Consider the following 20,301-nt stretch of genomic DNA (forward strand, 5'->3'; position numbering starts at 1 on the left):
GCATGTATGGACCCGACGCCTTTTGCAAGCTTCTTGTTCGTGATATCGAAACGGTCTGCATACATGTATCCGGCTTGCCCGATGGGCGCTTGCCGAAGCACGCCCGCAGCCTCGATGAGATCCGCGCATCCCGTCCTTAGCAGATTGGCGGCGTGCCTCACGGGCCGCCGACAGCAAAAACAGGCTTTAGGATGCTGGTTCAACCAATTTCGTCATCGCTTTGAGAAGCTTCGCAATCCTGTGTGGGTATCCTCCTCCTTGCAAGCTGGTTGTTGGGTTATACAGCCGCGTTGCGCGCTATGTAGGTCGAGTCGCTGCTGAGCAGCGCCTGGATGACGCGCGCGTTTTTGTTGGCCAGCGCGACTGCCGCGCAGTTGTGCCCCCGTCGCGCGATCAGCTGCTGCAGCCAGATGCTCTGCGGATCAACCTTATTCGTTGCGTAGCGGAGAACCGCCCGCGCCCCGTGGATCAGCAGGGTCCGCAGGTAGGTGTCGCCGCGCCGGCTAATGCCGTGCAGCCGAGGTTTGCCTCCCGAGGAATACTGACGTGGCACCAGGCCCAGCCAAGCCGCCAGATGCCGCCCGTTCCTGAATTGCTTGGCGTCGCCGACAGCGGCAACCATGGCTGTGGCGGTGATCGGACCAATGCCAGGCACTTCCGCGATCTTCTTGCACAGCGCGGATTGCTTCATGAACGACTGGATAGACGCTTCGATCAGCTGGACACGTTCCTCGATTGCCTTCAGGTGCTGCATCAGATCAGTCAGCAGCGTCTGGCAGAACGATGTCAATTCGTCGGCGCTCTTGCTGAGTAGTTCCGGGATTGCGCGTTTGAACGCCTCGGGTGAACGCGAAATCGTGAGTCCTCGTTCACCGAGCAAGCCACGCATCTGGTTGATCATGGCTGTACGGTGGCGGATCAGGACTGCGCGCATCCGATGTGCGGCCTGGATGTCCTGTTGCTCGACCGATTTGACTGTAACGAAGCGCATGGCGGGTCGGCTGGCGGCCTCGACGATTGCTTCGGCATCGTTGCGATCATTCTTGTTGGTCTTAACGAACGGTGACACATACTGTGGACTGATTAGCCGGACCTCAATGCCGAGCGACTGAAAGCGACGTGCCCAGTGATGGGCGGTGCTGCAGGCTTCCATAACGACCATCCTCGGATTCAGTGTGCGCACCGCCTCCAGGAGCGAGCCACGCGAAACCTTCGCTCGATGCACGGGGCGTCCGCGCTGGTCGGCGCCATGGAGCTGAAAGACTTGTTTGGCAAGATCGATGCCAAGGATGTCGATTTCCACGATGAACCTCCACGTGTCAGGTTGAGGTCGACAGTGTCCCCCGAAGGGAGGCGCCGGGTCCATCTCAGTAGATTGAAACGGTGGCCGGTCGGGAAACCCGCCCGCAGCAAAGCTGCCGAGGTCCCTTCTATCGAAAATGTCGACTCTTTCGCAAGTCATTGACTCCCAATGAATTTGGGGGCGCGACCTTATCAAATTGCAGCAATAGGACAATCACCTCTTGTAGCGCTCGGGACTGCATCAGCGCTCAACGTCAATTCGAGACTGGCCGCCTGCCACACGAAGCACGTTGCCCTCTGGCGTAATCTGCCTCGGAATGTCGTTGAATGTCGGCCTGCCCGGCCTTGTCGTTGTGGCCGGCCGTAACGTTGATACTTCCGCTACTCGACGCGTCCGGCTGGTTGCAGGAGGACCCACACGACTTTTCTTCGGTTTGTGTGCCGATGGCTTAAGGTGTTTCCCGGCAGAACTGTGCGCCTCCGGCGGGTTCCATACTTCTATGTAGCGCTCGCCGGCAAACGCCGATGTTGCAAGTACCATCGTTACCAGGCCGTACAGTAAGTTCTTGGCCAATATCGTCTCCGCGTTGTGTTTTCGCGACCTGAGCGAGTCCCGCCTTCGGCCGCGGCGTATTCTCGCACGCCGGCCGTTAGCCAATCTCAGATGTCAGGCGAACGCGACAGTCTGTCTGTGCCCGACCGGAGACGGTCAGATTAACCCGAGGCTGAGCCCCGGCACGCGCGGGGTATAACGGGTACACAATGCTAGCCTCGACTGGCGAGGCGTCGCAGTTCAAGTCGAAAACTCACCTGACGTCCTCAATTAATGGGTTTTCCCATATCGCCACCGCGATGCCTTTTGGACGCAGCAGTATTCGGAAGATGCGCGAAAGCGAACCGCCCGATGTACCATCGCATCGGGCGGTTTGAAATCTGTTCCTGAAAACCGACTTCGGGAGGCCTTCTTCCATCTTCAGTACAGCACAGTTCGGAAGCGACGATGCATCTATGATGTGGCAATTATCATAGATTATGCTTATGAATGTGCCATAAAAGGCGTTTTTTGGGTTCGCGATCGCCAGCCCACCTCGCCGCCAGAGTGATGCAGCGATCCGCAGTCACGCGATCGTCATGTGTCCCATCCATGCGGGGAAAGCTAAGGTCAGCGCAAGGCCAAACACACGCGTAGGGGATGATCGGGCCGCCCTCCTGTGACGACCGCGGCGGCGAGCTTCGCCATGGCCGGCTATGATGTTGCGGCTGGCTGCTGGCAATTCAAATCCATTCCGCTCTGCCTGACAGCCCTGCTCGGATCACCACCGCCCTACGGAACACCCAGAAAACTGACCAAGCAAGTTGAAGGCTCACCGGACATTTTAGCTTTGCTGGAAACCGGACATTTCAACTTTGCCTGGACAGTTAACTACGAATCACTATATGGATGCCCGATGCGAGTCATCGCGTCTTGCGCCATCTCATTGCCCAGGAACGCTGCCCGCCTCCCAAGTCCTCCCTATACCGCCCCAATGCGTTCGATCGTTGAATGTACGCCGGTAGTCGGTCAGCCGTTGCTTATCGCGACACATACCGGCGTCGCTTCGGCAAGCACGGTGGCGCGGAATTTTTCCGGCAAGGCCTTTGGCGTCAACACATCGACGGGCACACCCAGCAACTGAAGCAGTTCGTGGCGAATCGCGCCGATGTCGAGCAACGTCGTGTCTGGCGTCGGATCAATGAGAGGGTCCAGATCGCTGCCCTCGGTGTTTGCCATGAACGACCGAACCAAAGACGCGCGGATTAGTGGCCCGGTGCATCGCCACTACACGCCGAAGCTGACCACGCTCTGGGGCGAGATGGATACAGCCTTCGATGGCGCCGGCGGCAATGATCGCCGCCAGCAGCGGAAACTCGCTCGCATGCGGCCATGCCACGGGCAGCGCCACGCCGAGGCTGCCTTCGAGCCACGGCGCCAGCGCAATGCCCAGCGCCGTCAGCAGCAGGTAACCGGCAAATGTGCCTGCCGGCATCAGCAGGATTCCTTCCATCGCCAGCAGGAGCAGAAGGTCAACCGGCCGCGCGCCCACCACGCGCAGCAGAGCCAGTTCGCGCCGCCGCTCGCCCAGCGCAGCCAGGATCGACGATGCCAGTCCGGCAAGACCCACCACGACGATCAACGCGGACATCAGCATCAAACCCTTCTCACCGATACTGACGATCTGCCAAAGCTCGCCCACGGCGACACCGGGCAGCACCGCCATGAGCGGCTCGTGCGCATCACCGGCGACGTCACGCTGCAACGCAAAGACGCGCGAACGCACCTTCAGTCACCAATCTGGTCGAAGGCATCAACAACCGGATCAAGGTAATCAAGCGCATGTCCTAGGGCTTCCGTGACGACCACTACTTCTTCCTCAAGATCCGCGCCGCCTTCCCTGGAATTCGGCGATGAATTTTTTTTCTTTGGGCTCACAATGCCCACCTTCACCGTCGCACGCGTCACGGCCAGCGTTAGTCGTACTGAAACCGCTTCACCGCACTCTCGTCCCACTCGATGCCTGATCCAGGCCTGTCCGGCACCACCAGTTTTCCATCTGCAAGCGCAAAAGGCTCCTTCAGCACGGGATTCACCCAGTCCTGCCATTCCAGCCAGTGCGCCGTCTCGGTGATGCGCATCAGATGGGCGCAGACTTCCGGATACAGATGCGTGGAAACAGGGATTCCCGCCGCCGAAGCGATCGGCGCAGCCCGCAGCCACCCCGACACGCCGCCGATCCGCATCATGTCCCGCATGACGCAGTCACACGCCTCGGCCTGCACAGCCTTGAATAACTCGCGCGGGCCATAGAAATTCTCACCTAGCTGGATCGGCGTCTTGATGTCGCGGGCCAGCTGCGCATGACCGCTCGTGTTGTTGTAGGCGAGGGGCTCCTCAAACCAGTACAGACGCTCGTTGTCGAGTGCATGGCAGCGGCGCAGACCGTCATCAAACGACAAGCCTTGGTTGAAATCCACCATTAGCTTCAACTCGTCGCCTGCCGCTTCGCGCACCGCGCGAATGGCATCGAGGTCGTCTTGCAACTTCTCGCGGCCCAGCCGCAGCTTCAGAGCGCTGAATGCTCCCTCTGCAATGAGCGAACTAGCTTCTTCGGCAAGGCCTCCCACGTCGCTCAACCACAGCCCGTTACTGTTGTACGCCTGCACGTTGCCCACTGTTCCGCCAAGCAAAGCGGCGAGAGGCAGGCCCGCCGCTTTTCCGAGTGCGTCCCATGCCGCCATGTCGAGCCCTGCGATTGCGATCATCGTGATGCCTTCGTAGCCCAGCAGATGCGTTGAACGTCTGGCGTTCTGGAAGTCATCCAGCGGTGCGATCCTGCTACCGGCCCGCGATGCTAAAAGATCCCGGATCGCAGGCACGATGTACTTCGCCGCCTGTGTCAAATATGGCTCGAGATAACTGCGGCCGACAATACCCTCCCGAGTGTGAAGGTCGACCAGGATCAGTGGCCACTGGTCGAATGCGCCGACCTTCGAAATGATCGGTCGCCTTAACGGAACGAGAACCGCACGAGCCTCAACGCTTTGGTAAGTGAGCGGTTCGAGCTTCATGGCGGCACCTCCCTGACGACCAGTACAACCCCCACGACACTGGACTAGGAACCTCCTATCGAAGCTCCTCCAGTTTAGCCAGCGCATCGAACAGCACCGCAACGCCTTGGACGCCGAGCGCATGCTCGACGCGTCGTTGCGCCTGTTGCCAGAGCGGAACCGCCTGCTCCAACAACCGGCGTGCCCGCGGCGATAGCGATACGGTGTGCTCGCGCAGGTCGCTGCCCTCTGACAAGCGCACCAAGCCCTTGCGCTGAAGCACGCCGACGTTGCGCCCGAGCGTGGAGCGGTCTAGCGCCATTTCCCCGGCCAGCTCGGTCAGGCTGGGCGATCCTATTCGCGCAATGGTCCGCAGCAGCGAAAACTGCGTGACCTTCAGGCCAAGGGGCTGCAGCACGTCATCGTACACATCGGTAAGGGCGCGAGCTGCCCGACGTACCCTGGTGCAGGCGCAAGGCGTCTGGATCATATGGATTGCGGGTATATACCCCCAATATAGTTCGCGCCGCGGCAGTTGCAATGGGGAGGCAGCGTCTGGCTATCCACTCATCGGATCGCGCCGGCGGCGGATGCGATAGCAACGACTCCGTCGGGGTCTGGCTGCAGAGTGTTCTCAAGGCGAGCGTTTCATGCTCGGCCATTCGCCTCGCTTGGAGCCAATCCTGACTTGCGAGTTATCAAGCTTGCCGTCGGTCACCGCATCAAGGCCGCGTTGGCCATAAGCACGATTTTTCCGGTCACCCCTTTCTCGCCGAGCAACTCGTGCGCAAGTCTTGCCTCGTCAAGAGGAAATTTCCGAGCAATCAGCGGCTTGATTCTCTTTTGCTGAAGTAGGTCCAGCAGAACAGTCAAGTCCTGCCGAAACAATGCCGGTTTCATCCGCTTGAGCCATTGGATGCTGTAGGGGGCCACCCGCTTCCGGCCAGGGAGGATCCAACCTCCGACAATACACAAACCGAAAATCGCGAGTCGCTGGAAGCGATTACGGCGCCCCGAGCGACCTGACGCCAGGCGTCCCCCACGTAGCGAGGCAGTAAGACCATAGGCTACGACTTTCCCGCCGGGACGGAGAGCGTGGCGGGAACGCCAGATGTGGCTACCGCCGATCCCGTCGAAGACGACGTCTACGCCATCACCCGTCAGGCGGCGTATCTCTTCCACGAAATCAAGCCTTTGATAGTCAATGGGTATGCCGCCCAGGCCGGAAACCGCGATGGCATCTTGCGATGAACAGGTTGCATACATTTGCAGCCCGGCGAGGCGCCCAAGCTGCATTAGTGCGGAGCCGACCCCGCCCGCCGCACCGTGAATCAAAACTTGCTGACCCGGTTCGACTTTGGCGCAGCGATGCAACATCTGGTACGCAGTGACGTAGTTCAGGACGAGGCTGACAGCCTCGGCCACGTCCACTCCAGGAGGCACAGGAACCAGTTCGCGCTGAGCCAGACAAATGAACTCAGCGTATGCGCCGCTGATCGGCAGGGCTGCAATGATCTGACCCGGTCTAACCCCTGAGACTCCACTACCGAGTTTATCCACCGTGCCGACCAGATCCCAACCTGGCGTGAAAGGCAGCGGGGGCGTTTCGGGGTGAAAGCCCTCGCGCATCATCAGGTCAGGTTGGCCCACCCCTGCTGCCAGCACCCTCACCCGCACTTCGCCGACCTTGGGTTCGGGGCATTCTTCCTCCACTACGTGAAGCGCATCGGGCCCTCCGTAGTTGGTGACTATGATGCGCCTGTATTTCATAACGTTGAAGAGTATCCGCCTCGTTCCAAAACAACGTCGCAACGTCGCAGCCTCTGCTTTTAAACTAGTTGCTATCTCGCTGGCGCGCTTGACCTAAGTCAACGGAGGCTGCAGATGTAGCCAGATCTCTAGCGCGGCCTGCCCGCGCCCTCTGCGCGATTGGGTTCAACGGAAAGTCCCTTCCGTACTAGCTTGCGTCCATCGGGTCCGGCTTTCGATGGCCGAACTGAACTTCAAAGCCGACGCTAACGCGTCGCCATATCGGATGACCGCCGCCGCTGGTATGTGCCCCTCCCATCACCGAACGTTCCAGACCGCGCGCTTGAAGCGCTACTGCCACGCCCACAGACCGGCATTGCAAACTGGCTATCCGGCTTGGCAGCCGGTCTGCCCGGCGTCGGTCAATCCCTCCGTGTCGGCCGCTCAACCCGTCGGAGACACCCCACACTGCTCCAGGATTGAACACATCGATTCAAATCACAACACCCTGCGATTCGCACGGGATCAATCGCTGCCAAAAAATCTCTTTTAGGACACAGGTACAGTTCGTGCGTCATGGCATGTGGGTGCAAGACACCTCATCACTACAATGTTGGAGACGCCATGACCCACCTGAACGCCGCTGATCGCATCGACAGCTTCTTCATTCCCTGCGTGACTCTCATTGGTCCAGGCTGTGCGCGCGAGACCGGCACGCGCGCCAAAGCGCTAGGCGCAAGAAAGGCCCTCATCGTCACGGATGCCGGCCTGCACAAGATGGGGCTATCCGAAACCATCGCGGGGTACATCCGCGAGGCAGGGCTTCAGGCCACCATTTTTCCAGGGGCCGAACCCAATCCAACCGACGTCAATGTTCATGACGGCGTCAAGCTGTTCGAGCAGGAAGGATGCGACTTCATTGTCTCGCTGGGCGGCGGCTCCTCGCACGACTGCGCGAAAGGAATCGGCCTCGTTACCGCCGGAGGCGGACATATCCGTGACTACGAGGGTATCGACAAATCGACGGTGCCAATGACGCCGCTGATTTCCATCAATACGACTGCCGGCACCGCTGCGGAGATGACTCGCTTTTGCATCATCACCAATTCGAGCAATCACGTGAAGATGGCCATCGTCGATTGGCGCTGCACACCGCTGATCGCAATCGACGATCCCCGGCTGATGGTCGCAATGCCGCCCGCATTGACTGCCGCGACCGGCATGGATGCGCTCACGCACGCCGTCGAAGCATACGTTTCCATCGCGGCCACGCCAATTACCGATGCATGCGCGGAAAAAGCGATTGCGTTGATCGGCGAGTGGCTGCCCAAGGCCGTAGCCAATGGCAATTCGATGGAAGCGCGTGCCGCGATGTGCTACGCGCAATACCTTGCGGGCATGGCCTTCAACAATGCGTCGCTCGGCTATGTGCACGCGATGGCCCATCAACTTGGCGGCCTCTACAACCTGCCACATGGTGTGTGCAACGCGATCTTGCTGCCCCATGTATCGGAATTCAACCTCATTGCCGCGCCTGAACGCTTCGCGAAGATCGCAGAACTGCTCGGCGAAAACGTTGCGAGCCTCAGTACCAGTGACGCGGCCAAGGCTGCGATCTCGGCGATCCGGGCTCTCGCCGCGTCGATCGGCATTCCTGCCGGCCTGGCCAGCCTGGGCGTCAAGGCGGAAGACCATGAGGTGATGGCGCACAACGCACAAAAAGATGCATGCATGCTGACGAATCCGCGCAGGGCCACCACGGCGCAAGTCATCGCAATCTTCGCTGCAGCGATGTAAAAGGTATGCCCCCTCCGACGAACGCGGGAGGGGGTTCAGCGGCACGATTACCTTCGCGTGTTTAGACGTCCGCCCAAAGGAGTCACGATGATTTCCACCTATGTCGAACCGCTTTCCTGCATTCACGCAGAAGGCTCACCGCAACAGTCGCGGCAATCGATGCATCTTGCGCGCCAAGACCTTGTCACGCACCTTGTGCGCAAGAGGCCCACGGACGTGCTCATGGATGGCTCAAACGAGCGCCCCGATGTCAGGACCGTCGCCGTGCTGGGTTACAACTAGAGCGAAGGCACAGCAAGCACCATTCTCTTCGAATAGCCCAAGGCGCGCTGCAGGCGCTGCACTGTACATGACTGGAGAGCCAAGAGTTTCGGGAGAGCCTCCAACTTCAAGACCCGTTTCCGACTCTAATCCTTCCGCACCCATCACGGTGAACCAATAAAGGAAAAGCCCCGCCGGATTTCCCGGCGGGGCTCTTTGCGCACCTTGATCGGTCGACTTAGATCGGTTCGATCTTCGTCGCGGCCGGACCCTTCTGGCCCACACCCGCCACATAACGCACTTTCTGGCCTTCCTGGAGCGACTTGAACCCGTTGCCTTGAATTTCGGAGAAATGGGCGAACAGGTCATTTCCGCCTGCATCAGGCGTAATGAAGCCAAAACCCTTTGAATCGTTGAACCACTTTACTGTACCGGTTTCCATGTGAAGACTCTTTAAAAAATTCTCGCCTAGCCAGAAAAGCGGGCGAGGCATAACGATCAAGGAGGAAACATGGAGAGAAAGTGGCGCCGCTGGGGCGTGTACCTAACGCTTCGAGGTTACGCTTGAAGATCCTGCACTAATTCTTATACAGGCATGCCGCTTCGCGGTCAATGAAATCCCACAGCAATCGATGCGTACTCGCCAGGCCGCCACAAGCCAGCGAGCTGACGACGTCCGCGAAACAGTATCAAATTGTTGTCCAGCAGCGTGGACTGTGGCCGCGGATTTTCCGCCTTGGTGGTCGAGGTGTTCCTGTCAGGCGGATGATACTTTTGCTCGTCCCCTGAGGGTATCCATTCCGACTGGCGTCGGCACCGGCCGGGATGCCGCCGATATTCCAATTGCCGCCATATTTGACTAGGCCGAGTCGAAGCGGCCCTTTATCGAAACCCAGGTAATGGCCGACCCGGCTGCCGGGATTGGACAAGCGCCATCTCCACCTAAGAGCAGGCATTAGTGCGCTTCGCCTTTCATCCACTCGAACTCCCTTGCGGCGTTCCACTCTTCGTATGCTGCAATCGGTTCCATGGCCTCGTCGACGTACGATGCCGCACGTTCCGCAGCAGCCGACGGCCCTACATCTTCCTGACCGCCATCCTCGGTCTTCGGCGGCGGCAGTGGGCTGGCGAAGGGGGGCTGCGTTGAAACGGTACCGTTGCCGGCGCACGGGTCGGTAATTGATACCCGCCGGCCGACGTTCATTTCTTCACTGATATGCGACGGGTCGGTGAGGGTCGTGCTAACAGCATCAATTGCATCAATGCCTGCTTGCGCGGCTGCAAGCAGACACATCGTGCGCGCCACTGAGAACGGGGCGGTCAACTCCCTGCCCGCATGGGCTGAGAACGCACCGAGGTCTGCAGCCAGATCGTCTACGCCCCACATAAGGGCTTGGAGGCGCATCGGAGCGTTTCGATAGGATGACAGCCCGAAGACGCCTTCCGCTGATTCTGTCGCCATGGCAATGACGGCCGTCTCCCACTTGCCATCCAGAAGAGCAACCTCGAACGCGGCGAGAAAATCGCAAACTCTAGCGGAAGCGCACGATCGAACTGCACCTTACCCGCCGCTATTACTCTTCGACGACGCGACCTATCTCACTTCCACGAGATCAGCAAGAGATGGCGCTCGTGCACTGGGCCCGGGAGATGCTCACATGAGCCCAACACCGATCCCGGAAGTGCCAGCTATTCACTCCACCGCCTTGAACATGTCCTCGACCACCTTCTTGGCGTCGCCGAACACCATCATGGTCTTGCCCATGTAGAACAGCTCGTTGTCCAGGCCGGCGTAGCCGGCGGCCATCGAGCGTTTGTTGACGATGATGGTCTTGGCCTTGTACGCCTCCAGGATCGGCATCCCGGCGATCGGCGACTTCGGATCGGTCTTGGCGGCCGGGTTGACCACGTCGTTGGCGCCCAGCACCAGCACTACGTCGGCCTGGCCGAACTCGCTGTTGATGTCTTCCATTTCGAAGACCTGGTCGTATGGCACTTCGGCCTCGGCCAGCAGCACGTTCATGTGGCCCGGCATGCGGCCCGCCACCGGGTGGATCGCGTACTTGACGGTCACGCCCTTCTCGGTGAGCAGTTCGGTCAATTCCTTCAGCGCATGCTGCGCACGTGCCACCGCCAGGCCGTAACCGGGGACGATGATTACGGTCTCTGCATTGCCCATCAGGAACGCGGCATCGTCGGCCGAGCCGGACTTCACGTTGCGCTGCGCCTGCGCGCCGGCCGCCGCACCGGCCGACGCGTCGCCGCCGAAGCCGCCCAGGATCACGTTGAAGAACGAGCGGTTCATCGCGCGGCACATGATGTACGAGAGGATGGCACCGCACGACCCCACCAGCGAACCGGCGATGATCAGCATCGGGTTGTTCAGCGAGAAACCGATGCCCGCCGCCGCCCAGCCCGAGTACGAGTTCAGCATCGACACCACCACCGGCATGTCGGCACCGCCGATCGGGATGATGATCAGCACGCCCAGCACGAAGGCGATGGCCAGCATGACCAGGAACGGCTCCCACGCCTGCGTCAGGAAGAAGGCAATGCCGAAGCCGACCATCGCCACCGCCAGCAGCAGGTTCAGCCAGTGCTGGCCGGGGAACACCACGGGCGCGCCCTGGAACAGGCGGAACTTGTAGCGCCCGGCCAGCTTGCCGAAGGCGATCACCGAACCGGAGAAGGTGATGGCACCGACGAAGCAGCCGATGAACAGTTCGAAGCGGTTGCCCGTCGGGATCTCATGCGAGCCAGCCGGCGCGATGCCAAAGGCCGAAGGCTCGGCCACCGCCGCCACCGCGATGAACACCGCCGCGAGACCGATCAGCGAGTGCATGGCGGCGACCAGCTCGGGCATCTTGGTCATCTCGACCTTCTTCGCTACGTAAGCGCCGATGCCGCCGCCCACCACCAGCGCGCCGAAGATCAGCGCCAGGCTCGAAGCGACCGAGGACTGCGCCGTGCCGGCCGCGAGGAACTCGTTCTTGAGCTTGACGATCAGCACCAGCGTCGTGACCACGGCAATGGCCATGCCGATGATGCCGAAGGCATTGCCCCTGCGAGCCGAAGCCGGGTGCGAGAGCCCCTTGAGCGCCTGGATGAAGCAGACCGACGCGCCCAGGTAGAACAGCGTCACGGTATTCATGGACAGTCCGTTCATCGCGGCATCTCCAGCAGTTCGCCGCCAGCATGCGCGGGCGTCTTTGCGGGCTGCGCCTTGGGCGCCTTCTTGCGGAACATCTCGAGCATGCGTTGCGTGACGAGGAAGCCGCCGAACACGTTGACGGCAGCCAGGGCGACTGCCAGCGTGCCCATGATGCGGCCCGTGGCGCCCTCGGTGAGGCCAGCGGCCAACATGGCGCCGACGATGATGATGGCCGAGATTGCATTCGTCACGGCCATCAGCGGGGTGTGCAGCGCGGGCGTGACCGTCCACACCACGTGGTAGCCCACGTAGATCGCCAGGACAAAGATGATCAGGTTGATCACCGTGTGGTTCACCATTTCCATCGTATGCTCCTTAGGAGGCCACCGCCTCTTCCACTCGGCGCGACATCAGGCATGCCGCGACGATGTCGTCTTCCATGTTGATCACCAGCCGGCCTTCCTTGTCGATGACCAGCTTGAGGAAGTCCAGCACGTTACGGGCGTACAGCGCCGAGGCGTCGGCCGCGACCATGCTGGCCAGGTTCGTATGGCCCACGAAGGTCACGCCATAGCGCTCGACCACTTCGTCGGGCACGGTCAGCGGGCAGTTGCCGCCCTGCGCGGCTGCCAGGTCCACGACCACCGAGCCCGGCTTCATCTGCCGCACGGTCGATTCGTGCAGCAGCACGGGTGCCTGGCGGCCCGGGATCAGCGCGGTCGCGATGACAATGTCGGCCTGGATGGCGCGCTGGTGCACCAGTTCGGCCTGGCGACGCATCCAGCCCGGCGGCATCGGACGGGCATAGCCGCCCACGCCCTGCGCGATCTCGCGCTCTTCGTCGGTAATGAAAGGCACGTCCACGAACTTGCCGCCGAGCGATTCGATCTGCTCCTTTACGGCCGGACGCACGTCCGAGGCCTCGATCACCGCGCCCAGGCGCTTGGCCGTGGCGATGGCCTGCAGGCCCGCCACGCCAGCGCCAAGGATCAGTACGCGCGCCGCCTTTACGGTGCCTGCTGCCGTCATCAGCATCGGCATGAAGCGCTGGTAGTGGTGCGCGGCGACCAGCACGGCCTTGTAGCCGGCGATGTTCGCCTGCGAGGACAGCACGTCCATGCTCTGCGCACGCGTGGTGCGTGGCGCGGCTTCGAGCGCGAAAGCGGTGATGCCGGCCGCGGCCATGCGCGCCTTGTTCTCGGCATCGAACGGATTGAGCATGCCCACCAGCGTCGCACCGCGCCTCATCTGCGCCAATTCGTTGTCGTCCGGCGAGCGGACCTTCAGAACGAGTTCCGCGCCAAGGGCTTCGGCCGCCGTGCCGATGTGGGCGCCAGCGCTTTCGTAGGTGTCGTCGGGCACGCTGGCGCGCACACCGGCGCCGGACTGCACTGTGACCTGATGGCCCTGCGCGACATACTTCTTCACCGTCTCCGGGGTGGCGGCGACTCGAGTCTCGCCGACTCGTGTTTCCTGAGGGATGCCGATGTGCACGTTACTTTCCTGTCTCGATTACGTTAAACCTCATCAACAGACCGGCTTCCCGGCCGGTCTTGCTCCTTAATTACCGGGGACTTGCTGTCACTCAACTCTGATGAGCCTCTCTTCAATGAGCTTTGCCCACCGCGTCACTTCCGCGCTAAAGTATTCAGCAAACGGCAGGCCGTTCTGGGGCAGACGTAATACCCGCCGCGATAATGCGATTGCTTCCGGTTTCAGATGCCAACATGCGTGAATCGAAGGTGGCAACCTTGTCGACAGTAGCGCGCGGCGTGCCAGCGGGCATCAACAAACCAGTCCAGTTTTCGACAATCAAGTCCGGATAGCCGACCTCGGTCACGGTTGGTACGTCAGGTCTGCAGCGGATGACGCTCACGCGTGGTCACCGCCAGGGCGCGCAGCTTGCCTGACTTCACATATGCCAGCGACTCTGGAAAATTGGAGAAGCCAGCAGCCCCGCATCTACCTGGGTGCCCATACGACAATCAGCACCGGGGCACCGTTAAGAGCCTCGACCAGGTTGTTGCGCATGCCGACGTAGCCCGGCTCGTCCCGTAAGTCGAAGCCGGGTGCCCAGCCCCTGCACCGCGAAGGAATTCCTATCTTCACTGATGCAGTGCGGTGTCGTTACGCGGACTCATGGATGCGGGTCAGCACGAACTCACGATGCCCGAGCGCCTCAGCCGCAGTCCATCGGCCATTGACAGTCTCCAACATGCATTCCAGCAGCTTGTCGCCAGTCTGGTCCAGCGTCTGTTCGCGTTGCAGCAGCCCCGAGCAGTCCACGTCCATGTGCTCGCTCATGAGACGGACCGTACGCGGGTTGGCGCACAGCTTGATGACTGGGATGATCGGGTTGCCGATCACATTGCCTTGGCCCGTCGGGAAGAAGTGGACGACATAGCCCGCGGCGGCGCAGAGCGTGACCATCTCGGCAGCGGCCGATGATGAGTCCATGAACCAGAGGCCCGGATGGTTCGGCTCTTCCGCCTTATCCAATACACCATCGACGGTGCACTTCTTGCCGATCTTCTGGATGTTGCCGAGCGCCTTCTCCTCAATCGTGGTGAGACCTCCAGCGATATTTCCCTTGGTCGGCTGCGACTCGGAAAGGTCTGAGGTCTTCCAGCGGTCGATCATGCCCTGGTAGCGCTCGAACATTTCCATGAACTTATTGCGCACGTCGTCGTTAGCGCAACGGGCGGCGACGATGTGCTCGCCGCCAGTCAGCTCCGAGGTCTCGCCGAACACCAGCGTGGTGCCAAGCGGATGGAGCTTATCGAAGGCATTGCCGACCGTCGGGTTGGCACCGCAGCCGGAAGTGGTGTCCGACTCGCCGCACTTGGTCGACACCCACAGTTCGCTGATCGGGCACTCCACGCGTTGCAGCGTCGTGGCGTATTGCACGAACTCCTTCGCCGCCTTCGATGCCCGCATGATGGTCTCGTGGTCGCCGTGGCCCTCGATGCCAAAGCCCACCACCGGCTTTCCGGTCTTGGCAATGCCGTCAACGACTTTCTTTGTCCAGCCGTCTTCGATACCGATCACCACTACCGCGGCGACGTTGGGGTTGCTGCCCGCGCCAATCAGGGTGCGGAAGTGCAAGTCGAGGTCCGGACCAAACTGCAGGCGGCCATACGGATGAGGAATAGCCATCGTGCCCTTGATGGCAACAGCGACGGCTTCGGCGGCGGCGTTGGACAGATCGTCCAGCGGCAGAATGATGACGTGGTTACGAACGCCCACGCGACCGTTGCCGCGGCGGTAGCCCCAGAAAGTGGTGTTTTGGTCAATCACGGACATGACGTGGTCCTCGGGTGCTTTGTTGAAAAGGTGGATTCGGAGGGAGGCGGTGGTGCGGCTTACCAGCGCTTGGTCTTGATGTTGTGAACGTGAGCGTGTTCACCAGCCTTGATCGGCGCGACAACCTTGCCGATGTCGATGCCGTACTTGTAGACCGTCTCGTTCACGTCCATGTCGCGCAACGCGACCTTGTGGCCGATGGGGATTGGCTGGAGCGCGGTAACGGTGATGACCTTGTCCTCGTCCATGATCCAGGCGTTCAGCTTGGTGCCCGGCTCAATCCCCTCGACCACGGCCACCGCAACGGTGTCCTTGGCGTCATGTAGTACTACGTGAATCATCTTTGTCTCCTTCATGTGGGTCATCGGTAAATTCATCTTAGGCAGCCAACTCATATATGGTAACTACATCATATATATGACGTGATGGAAAAAAAAATGATTGCGTATGTGGTTACGGGGTGGGACTTTCGTTAGGCGAGCTCAGGAATCAGCACGACCTTCCCCGCTGCCACCCGCCCCGCGGCAAGGTCGGCAAAAGCGGCCGGGCCATCGGCCAAAGAACGTGTTTCTACCCATTCCAGCGAGCCAAAGTTGCCGTGCTCCAGGGCCCGAACAGTGGCGTGCATGTCGGACATCGTGTAGGTGTAAGTTCCCAGCAGCGTCAACTCGGCAAGGGTCAATTTGCGCATATCGATCTCGCTCGACCACGCTTGCAAGCCGATATGCATGACAACCCCCCCGGGTCGCGTCGCGGCAATGGCAAGGTTGCGGGTTGGAGCGGCACCAACAGCATCGATGACTACATCGAAGGCGGATTCGGGAGGTGGACTGGCGATTGGATCGATCACCTCGCATCCAAGATGCCGGCTTACCGACGCCTGTCGGAGCGCATTGGTCTCGGCAACGCATACACGTTTGCAGCCATAAGACGTCACCAAAGCGGCGGTCAGCATGCCTATCGCTCCACCGCCGATGATCAGCACACGCGCCTCAGGCAAGGGGCGGTTCATCGCGCGCATCGTGAGGTTGACGGCATGGAGCGCAGTAGCTGCTGGCTCGGTCAGCGCTGCACTGACGCTCGGTAGCGTGTCCGGGATCCGGATAGCGCAGCGAGTCGGGATCGCCAGATATTCGGACATTGCGCCGGGCCGGCACATGCCAACCATGCCGCGATTAGCGCAGAGGTTGTCACGCCCCTGGAGGCAGTATTCGCAGTGACCGCAGGTAACAAGAGGGTTCGCCGTGATGCGCTGACCGACGGGCATGCGCGCTTCATCGGAAGAAGCGACCACGGTGCCGGCGAACTCGTGGCCGAGGACCAGGCCGGGCTTCCGGCGGGGGTCGTGACCATGGTAGGCGTGGAGATCTGACCCGCAGATGCCGCTGGCATCGATGCGCAACAGAATCTCACCGGGCTCCAGGTCCGGCATGTCTCGGTCCAGGACCGCGACAGCGTCCGGTTGGGTATAGACGATAGCTTTCATGGGTTTACCTAATCCTGAATCGGGTGTTATTGCAGGTGATGAAGGGGAGCCGCGCGTCAGCCATGGACCTTGGAAGGCCTCAGGCTTACGCGGTTGGCGTGCGCCGACCGAAAGGCAATCCACATCGTGCAGGCGGCGCTCATGATGCCGATTGCCAGTACGTACGCGCACAAATACCAGGGTTCCCCGCCCGCCTTTGCGTTAAGCCAGGTGGCGATGATGGGCGTCAATCCTCCCGCAAACACGCCGGCAAACTGGTAGACAAAGGAGATGCCGGTATATCGAACACGAGGATCAAAAACTTCGGAGAACATCGACGACATCGTGCCGAACACCGCCGCGTGGAAGATGCCGAACGGAACTATGATCGCCGCCCAGACCAGCAGCACATTGCCACCGGAATGCTGCATCAGCCAGAATGCCGGGAAGGCCGACAGACCTGCGAGCAGCGCGCCAGTACCGTAGACGATGGGCCGCCCGACACGGTCGGATACGGCGCCCCACAGCGGAATGAAGAACGTCATCACACCGGCACCGATCAGCACGCCCAGCAACGCCTGGTCACGCGACAGCTTCAGCGTCTGCGTGAGGTAAGCCAGCGAGAAGACGCCGAACACGTTGAAGAAGACGCCATCGATGAAGCGCGCGCCCATGCAGGCAAGCACTACGCCGGGATATTGACGAAGCATGGCGAAGAATGGAAGTCCGGGCGGATCCTCGCGCTCATGCTGGGTAGCCGCAAATTCCGGGGACTCCTCCACATGGGAGCGCATGTACGAACCGATAAAGACCATCACTGCGCTGAGCAAGAAGGCAATGCGCCAGCCCCATGCGAGGAAATCCTTGTCGGAGAGTAGCAGCGAAAGGATGGCGATGACGCCGCTCGCCAGTACCAGTCCGAGGGACATGCCTGTCTGCGGCAGACTCGCGAAGAAGCCGCGACGCCCGCGTGGAGCGCTCTCGAACGTCATCAGCACCGCGCCGCCCCACTCGCCACCTAGGCCAATCCCCTGCGCTACCCGACACACCAGTAACAGGATCGGCGCCCAAACACCAATCTGTTCATAGGTGGGAATCAGGCCGATGGCGGTAGTCGCCACGCCCATGATCATCAGCGTCAGTACCAGCATGCGCTTGCGACCCAGGGTATCGCCGAAGTGTCCGAAAATCACACCCCCAAGCGGCCGGGCCACAAAGCCTGCCGCGAAGGTTGCATAGGCCAGCAGCGTACCCACTACGGGATCAGTTGAAGGGAAATACAGCTTGTTGAACACGAGGCCGGCTACCACCCCGTAAAGGAAGAAGTCGTACCACTCAACCATCGCGCCAATCGTGCTCGACGTAACAACCTGCCGCAGTTTGCGCCCCGCGTCCTGGGCGGACTGCACCGCCGTTGCCTGCTTCGTCATGCTTGTCTCCTAATTAGGTCTTGTCCCGTGGCTGCGCGTCAGAGGCGCTATTTTCGGTACGGGCAGCGGTGACACTTTTGCCGCGCGCCGCCCTTATGGGTTTCCGCGTTGCTTACCGAGCCGTATAGCCTCCGTCAACCATGAAAGTCTGGCCAGTGATGTACGCTGCCATATCGCTGGCCAAGAAGGCGACCAATCCGTGCAGGTCCGCTAGTTCGCCATTGCGCCCGATACACGTGCGGCTGGCGTGATACTCCGTGAGACCGGCATCCGCGAACACGGGACCTGTCAGCGCTGTCGGGAAAAAGCCCGGACCAATTGCGTTGCAAGTGATTCCGTGACGAGACCACTCTTCGGCAATAGCTCGCGTGAGTTGGACGATGCCGCCTTTTGCCGCGCCATACGGTGCACTGTTGGCGAAGGCACGGTACGACTGCAGGGAAGCGATGTTCAGTATGCGTCCCCACCCCTGAGCCTGCATCGCGGGTGCCAGCGCCTGCGTGAGGAAAAACGGCGCGCCGAGATGGGTGTCGAGCTGGAGCCGCCACGAAGACGGCGTGACGCTTGCATACGTTTCACGCAGGTTCATGCCGGCCGCATTGACTAGGATATCGATCGTGCCATGTTGCTGTTGCAGCGCATTCGCCGCAACCGGAATGGCATCAAGATCGGACACATCGCACACGTGTGTATCGACCGCGATTCCCATGGCGTCGAGGCGTGATGCTGCAGCATCGAGCTGGGACTGGCGTCTCGCCGCGAGAATCACTCGCGCGCCGGCCTGGCCCATCGCGGTAGCAATGGCCTCTCCGATACCGGAACTGCCGCCTGTTACGAGCGCCTGCCTTCCCGAAAGATCAGGCGCAAGCCTCCCTGCATTTTGCAGTCCGATCATGGTTACACCTCCACCGGCGTGCCCATTTCGAAGGACGTGTTGGGGAAGTACTTCAGCATGCGGTCATCCGCAGTACGGGCATGCGCTTCCATGCCTTCAAGCCGCGAGATGCGAGCCGTCACCTGGCCAATCTGGCGCGTCGCTTCACGCGTCATTTGTTGCCACGTCAGCGTCTTCATAAACTTGTGTACGGACAGGCCGCCGGAGTAACGCGCTGCGCCCTTGGTCGGAAGCACGTGGTTGGGCCCGCTGGTTTTGTCGCCGAACGCCACGGTCGTTTCCTCACCGAGGAAGAGCGAGCCATAACAGGTCAGATTGGCCAGCCACCAGTCGAGATCCGCCGTGTGGACCTCCAGATGCTCGGAGGCATAACGATCGGAGATATCCACCACCTCCTCACGGGTGTCGCACAGGATCACCTCGCCGTAATCACGCCAAGCGGCGGTGGCGGCATCGCGGGCGGTCGGGGGAAGCTTGGCGATCAGTTCCGGCACCAGCGCCATGACACGATCGGCCAGATCGCGCGAAGTGGTGAACAGCCAGGCGGGCGACTCATGGCCGTGCTCGGCTTGTCCGACGAGGTCGCTGGCGACGATGGCCGGGTCGGCCGTCTCATCGGCGATGACGGCGACTTCCGACGGTCCGGCGAACACGTCAATGCCGACTTGACCGTACAGCGTCCGCTTGGCCTCGGCCACAAACTTGTTGCCCGGACCCACCACCACGTCGGCCGGCTTGCCAGTGAAGAGACCATAGGCCATGGATGCGATCGCTTGAACCCCGCCCAGCGCCATGATGACGTCGGCGCCGGCCGCCTGGAAGGCGTAAAGGACGTGCGGATGAATGCCTTGGCCGCGGAACGGGCTCGAGCACGCCACTACAGTCTTGACGCCGGCCGCCTTGGCAGTCGCCACGCCCATATACGCTGACGCGATGTGCGCGTAACGTCCTGCCGGTGCGTAGCAACCGACCACATTGACTGGCAGCACCCGTTGTCCCGCGGTGACGCCCGGATGCAGTTCGACGGAGAACTCTTTCAAGGAATCGCGCTGCGCCAGTGCGAAATCGGTGACCTGCCGAATGGCGAAGTCAATGTCGGCGCGCACGGCCGCCGGCACGTCCTTGGTCTGCTCCCGGATCTGATCGGACGTAAGGACAATATCGCCATTCCAGCCGTCGAGTTGTTTGGCGTACTGACGCACGGCGTCTTCACCGCGCGCCTGGATCTCGGCAAGCATCTCTGTCACGACCTTCTGTGCTGTCGCCGTTTCGGTCTGGGGCGTCTTTTCCGCTTTTTTCAGATACGAAATCATTTCTGCAAGTCCTCAGGTTGGGGTAGGGGCATGAATGTAATCGCTTTCAT

General features: G+C 60.9%; 17 protein-coding genes and 4 pseudogenes. 3 read left to right on the forward strand and 18 right to left on the reverse strand.

Going from position 1 to position 20,301, the window contains the following annotated elements; translation table 11 throughout:
- Positions 1-277 precede the first annotated feature (277 nt).
- The 3 genes and pseudogenes from K309_RS0125175 to K309_RS44080 form a co-directional block, all read right to left on the reverse strand.
- On the reverse strand, positions 278-1,303 hold the full coding sequence (locus K309_RS0125175; RefSeq protein ID WP_029048626.1) for an IS110 family RNA-guided transposase: 1,026 nt from the start codon (positions 1,301-1,303) through the stop codon (positions 278-280).
- Positions 1,304-2,863: 1,560 nt separating this feature from the next.
- A pseudogene (locus tag K309_RS41925) lies at positions 2,864-3,116 on the reverse strand (nucleotidyltransferase family protein).
- 75 nt (positions 3,117-3,191) lie between these two features.
- A pseudogene (locus K309_RS44080) lies at positions 3,192-3,560 on the reverse strand (FtsX-like permease family protein); the annotation flags it as partial.
- 68 nt (positions 3,561-3,628) lie between these two features.
- Between K309_RS44080 and K309_RS42535 the strand changes: the two are divergent.
- Positions 3,629-3,751: pseudogene (locus tag K309_RS42535) on the forward strand (transposase); the annotation flags it as partial.
- Positions 3,752-3,810: 59 nt separating this feature from the next.
- Here K309_RS42535 and K309_RS0125185 read toward each other — a convergent pair.
- From K309_RS0125185 to K309_RS0125195, 3 genes are all read right to left on the reverse strand, one after another.
- Complete coding sequence (locus tag K309_RS0125185) at positions 3,811-4,908, reverse strand: enolase C-terminal domain-like protein (RefSeq protein ID WP_029048985.1); 1,098 nt, start codon at positions 4,906-4,908, stop codon at positions 3,811-3,813.
- Positions 4,909-4,963: 55 nt separating this feature from the next.
- The gene (locus K309_RS0125190) at positions 4,964-5,377 is read right to left on the reverse strand and encodes a MarR family winged helix-turn-helix transcriptional regulator (RefSeq protein WP_029048986.1); all 414 of its coding nucleotides are present in this window, start codon (positions 5,375-5,377) and stop codon (positions 4,964-4,966) included.
- Positions 5,378-5,601: 224 nt separating this feature from the next.
- Positions 5,602-6,657, reverse strand: coding sequence for a medium chain dehydrogenase/reductase family protein (locus K309_RS0125195; protein WP_029048987.1), 1,056 nt, complete (start codon positions 6,655-6,657; stop codon positions 5,602-5,604).
- Positions 6,658-7,260: 603 nt separating this feature from the next.
- Here K309_RS0125195 and mdh point away from each other — a divergent pair.
- On the forward strand, positions 7,261-8,433 hold the full coding sequence (gene mdh / locus K309_RS0125200) for an iron-dependent methanol dehydrogenase (protein ID WP_029048988.1): 1,173 nt from the start codon (positions 7,261-7,263) through the stop codon (positions 8,431-8,433).
- A gap of 87 nt (positions 8,434-8,520) precedes the next feature.
- The gene (locus tag K309_RS0125205; protein WP_029048989.1) at positions 8,521-8,715 is read left to right on the forward strand and encodes a hypothetical protein; all 195 of its coding nucleotides are present in this window, start codon (positions 8,521-8,523) and stop codon (positions 8,713-8,715) included.
- 217 nt (positions 8,716-8,932) lie between these two features.
- On the opposite strand, the gene K309_RS0125210 is transcribed toward K309_RS0125205, so the two are convergent.
- From K309_RS0125210 to hpsN, 12 genes and pseudogenes are all read right to left on the reverse strand, one after another.
- On the reverse strand, positions 8,933-9,136 hold the full coding sequence (locus tag K309_RS0125210) for a cold-shock protein (RefSeq protein WP_010812830.1): 204 nt from the start codon (positions 9,134-9,136) through the stop codon (positions 8,933-8,935).
- Positions 9,137-9,649: 513 nt separating this feature from the next.
- Positions 9,650-10,156, reverse strand: coding sequence for an aldolase/citrate lyase family protein (locus K309_RS44085; RefSeq protein ID WP_369796504.1), 507 nt, complete (start codon positions 10,154-10,156; stop codon positions 9,650-9,652).
- 231 nt (positions 10,157-10,387) lie between these two features.
- Complete coding sequence (locus K309_RS0125220) at positions 10,388-11,860, reverse strand: NAD(P)(+) transhydrogenase (Re/Si-specific) subunit beta (protein WP_029048990.1); 1,473 nt, start codon at positions 11,858-11,860, stop codon at positions 10,388-10,390.
- The gene (locus K309_RS0125225) at positions 11,857-12,210 is read right to left on the reverse strand and encodes an NAD(P) transhydrogenase subunit alpha part 2 (RefSeq protein ID WP_029048991.1); all 354 of its coding nucleotides are present in this window, start codon (positions 12,208-12,210) and stop codon (positions 11,857-11,859) included. Before K309_RS0125225 ends, K309_RS0125220 begins: the two co-directional genes overlap by 4 nt.
- 10 nt (positions 12,211-12,220) lie before the next feature.
- A complete protein-coding gene (locus tag K309_RS0125230) occupies positions 12,221-13,339 on the reverse strand; it encodes a Re/Si-specific NAD(P)(+) transhydrogenase subunit alpha (RefSeq protein WP_029048992.1) in 1,119 nt (372 codons plus the stop codon).
- A gap of 87 nt (positions 13,340-13,426) precedes the next feature.
- A pseudogene (locus tag K309_RS40350) lies at positions 13,427-13,791 on the reverse strand (tripartite tricarboxylate transporter substrate-binding protein); the annotation flags it as partial.
- A 181-nt stretch (positions 13,792-13,972) separates the two neighbouring features.
- Positions 13,973-15,148 carry a UxaA family hydrolase gene (locus tag K309_RS0125235; RefSeq protein WP_029048993.1) on the reverse strand — a complete coding sequence of 392 codons (1,176 nt, stop codon included), beginning with the start codon at positions 15,146-15,148 and terminating at the stop codon, positions 13,973-13,975.
- 59 nt (positions 15,149-15,207) lie between these two features.
- Positions 15,208-15,489, reverse strand: coding sequence for a UxaA family hydrolase (locus tag K309_RS0125240; RefSeq protein ID WP_011295856.1), 282 nt, complete (start codon positions 15,487-15,489; stop codon positions 15,208-15,210).
- Between the two features lie 131 nt (positions 15,490-15,620).
- Positions 15,621-16,634, reverse strand: a complete 1,014-nt coding sequence (locus K309_RS0125245) for a galactitol-1-phosphate 5-dehydrogenase (protein WP_029048994.1) — start codon at positions 16,632-16,634, stop codon at positions 15,621-15,623.
- Positions 16,635-16,690: 56 nt separating this feature from the next.
- Positions 16,691-18,043, reverse strand: a complete 1,353-nt coding sequence (locus K309_RS0125250) for an MFS transporter (protein ID WP_051320594.1) — start codon at positions 18,041-18,043, stop codon at positions 16,691-16,693.
- A 112-nt stretch (positions 18,044-18,155) separates the two neighbouring features.
- Positions 18,156-18,938, reverse strand: coding sequence for a (S)-sulfopropanediol 2-dehydrogenase HpsO (gene hpsO / locus K309_RS0125255; RefSeq protein ID WP_051320595.1), 783 nt, complete (start codon positions 18,936-18,938; stop codon positions 18,156-18,158).
- Between the two features lie 2 nt (positions 18,939-18,940).
- Complete coding sequence (gene hpsN / locus K309_RS0125260; protein WP_029048997.1) at positions 18,941-20,251, reverse strand: sulfopropanediol 3-dehydrogenase; 1,311 nt, start codon at positions 20,249-20,251, stop codon at positions 18,941-18,943.
- Between the last annotated feature and the right edge of the window lie 50 nt (positions 20,252-20,301).

The organism is Cupriavidus phytohabitans, from assembly GCF_000426345.1.
GTDB lineage: Bacteria > Pseudomonadota > Gammaproteobacteria > Burkholderiales > Burkholderiaceae > Cupriavidus.